Annotated in this window: 2 protein-coding genes; both read left to right on the top strand. The window is 39.6% G+C overall.

The window, feature by feature from the left end; all coding sequences use genetic code 11:
- The first annotated feature begins 110 nt into the window (after positions 1 to 110).
- A complete protein-coding gene (locus RDS42_RS14390; RefSeq protein ID WP_308784262.1) occupies positions 111 to 812 on the top strand; it encodes an RluA family pseudouridine synthase in 702 nt (233 codons plus the stop codon).
- A gap of 162 nt (positions 813 to 974) precedes the next feature.
- Positions 975 to 2,057, top strand: a complete 1,083-nt coding sequence (locus RDS42_RS14385) for a substrate-binding domain-containing protein (protein ID WP_308784261.1) — start codon at positions 975 to 977, stop codon at positions 2,055 to 2,057.
- Positions 2,058 to 2,138: the final 81 nt, after the last annotated feature.

The following is a 2,138-nucleotide window of genomic DNA, read 5'->3' as shown; positions in this document are numbered from 1 at the left end:
AGACGGTCATCATTTTTGAAAATGTAGTAAAAAGTGATGGCCGTCGTTCTTGCTATCTATATGTTTTTAAGGTATACTCTCCACAGAAACACAAAAGGAGAGTCTTTTTTATGTGGAATAAAAAGATAGAAGATTGTATTTTGTATGAAGATAAAGAGATATTGGTCTGCCATAAACCGGCAGGAATTGCAGTACAGAATTCCAGAATAGGAAGTATAGATATGGAAAATGCTCTGAAAAATTATCTGTATGCAAAGAATTGTTCCAATGTGCCATGGCTGGGAGTGATCCATAGACTGGATCTTCCGGTAGAGGGGGCTATTGTATTTGCAAAAACATCTCAGGCTGCAGCAAAGCTGAATCAGCAGCTGACCAACGGCGGCTTTGGAAAAATATATCTGGCAGTTACAGATCAGTGCAGGTCCGAAAAAGATACACTGACAGACTATCTTTTGAAAGATGGAAGAAAAAACATGTCTGCGGTGGTAAGTGAAAAAACAAAAGGGGCTAAAAAAGCGATTTTAGAGTATGAATTTATAGAAAAAATACCGGATGAAAGAACCTCTTCGGGATTTCGATATCTGATAAAAATAAAACTTGATACCGGACGACATCATCAGATCCGCGTACAAATGAGTCATGCCGGAATGCCTCTTATTGGAGATCGAAAGTACAATCCTACAGATGAATCAGGACTTTCATTGGGACTTTGTTCCTGTTATCTGTGTTTTTGTCATCCTAAAACCAACAAAAAGATGGAGTTTTCCGTGAAACCTGAAGGTGCGGCATTTGAAGGATTTTCCAAGCTTTGAATGTATGCAGAGAACAGTTTTATTTTGAAGAAAAATGTAAAACTTTGCCCAAATTCATGAAAAAACTATGAAAAGTATGGACGTTAAATGTAAAATGTGATAAGGTGACTTAACTAGTAAAAGATTGGATGCACATACAGGTCATAGGAGAGGAGAAGGGTAATGAAGAAAGCGGCGGCAGCAGCAGTTGTTTTGACAGGTGTAATCCTGGCAGGGGGAATTGCTGTTAAAAGCGGAAGTCTTGGTGAATTGGTTATAGCAAGTGTGCGGACAGAAGATGAGACAGAACAAAGCAGCGAAGAAACAGCTGTTCAGATTGATACATCGGTTCCGGTTTTGCCAGGAAGCAGAATTGCAGTAGTGAGCAAATGCGTCAGTGGTGAATTTTGGGACATGGTTCATCAGGGAATGGATGCGGCGGTTAAAGATATTAATGAAGCATATGGACTGAAATCCAATGATCAGATTAAAATGACATTTGAAGGACCGTCAGATGAGCTAAATGTAGAAGAGCAGGTTAATACTCTGGATGCGGTAATTTCAGAGAATCCTGCAGTATTATGTTTATCAGCCAGTGATATGAATTCCTGTTTGGCACAGTTGGAAACTGCAGCAGAGAATGACATTCCGGTGATCGTATTTGATTCCAATGTCAGCGATGACCAGCTTATTGCAGATTTTTATGGTACAGATAATGACAGAGTCGGTGAGATTGCCGGTGAGAAGATGGCAGAAGCTCTGGAACAGCAGGGCGATATTCTTATTTTTGCAGCTCAGGGAAAAACACAGAGCAATCAAAAGCGTGTAGACGGATTTAAGAATGCAATTGCAGAGTATTCGGAAATGAACATTTTGGAAGAACTTTATGCAGATGAAGTTGAAGATATGAATGCGGCTATGCAGGACGCATTGAAGAAACATCCTGAGGCAGATGGTGTATACTGTACAAATGCAGACATGTCTGATCTTTATCTCTCGTTGGAACAGACAGACGAACAGCTCCCTGTTATGATTGGAGTGGATGCAACTACAAAACAGCAGGCTGCAGTAAAGGATGGAAGAGAGCTTGGAATTGTATCCCAGGATCCATATGAAATGGGATATCAGACTATTTTGGCAGCTGCTCATATGACAGATTCAGATGGTGTACAGAAGTCAGAAGAAACAGATCTTCTGAAACCGGCGTGGATCGATTCCTCTAATATAGATAATCCAGAATACAGCAATTTTATTTATAAAAAATAATGCATCAGGCCGGTATATATCATATTGATATGTACTGGCTTTTTTTGTAGGGAAACGTTATAATAGAACTAGCAAATCTAT

It is taken from the genome of uncultured Blautia sp., assembly GCF_902497045.1.
In the GTDB taxonomy this organism is placed as follows: domain Bacteria; phylum Bacillota; class Clostridia; order Lachnospirales; family Lachnospiraceae; genus Blautia_A.
Note: the sequence above shows the minus strand (reverse complement) of the source record. Positions and strands in the feature narration are given on the sequence as shown.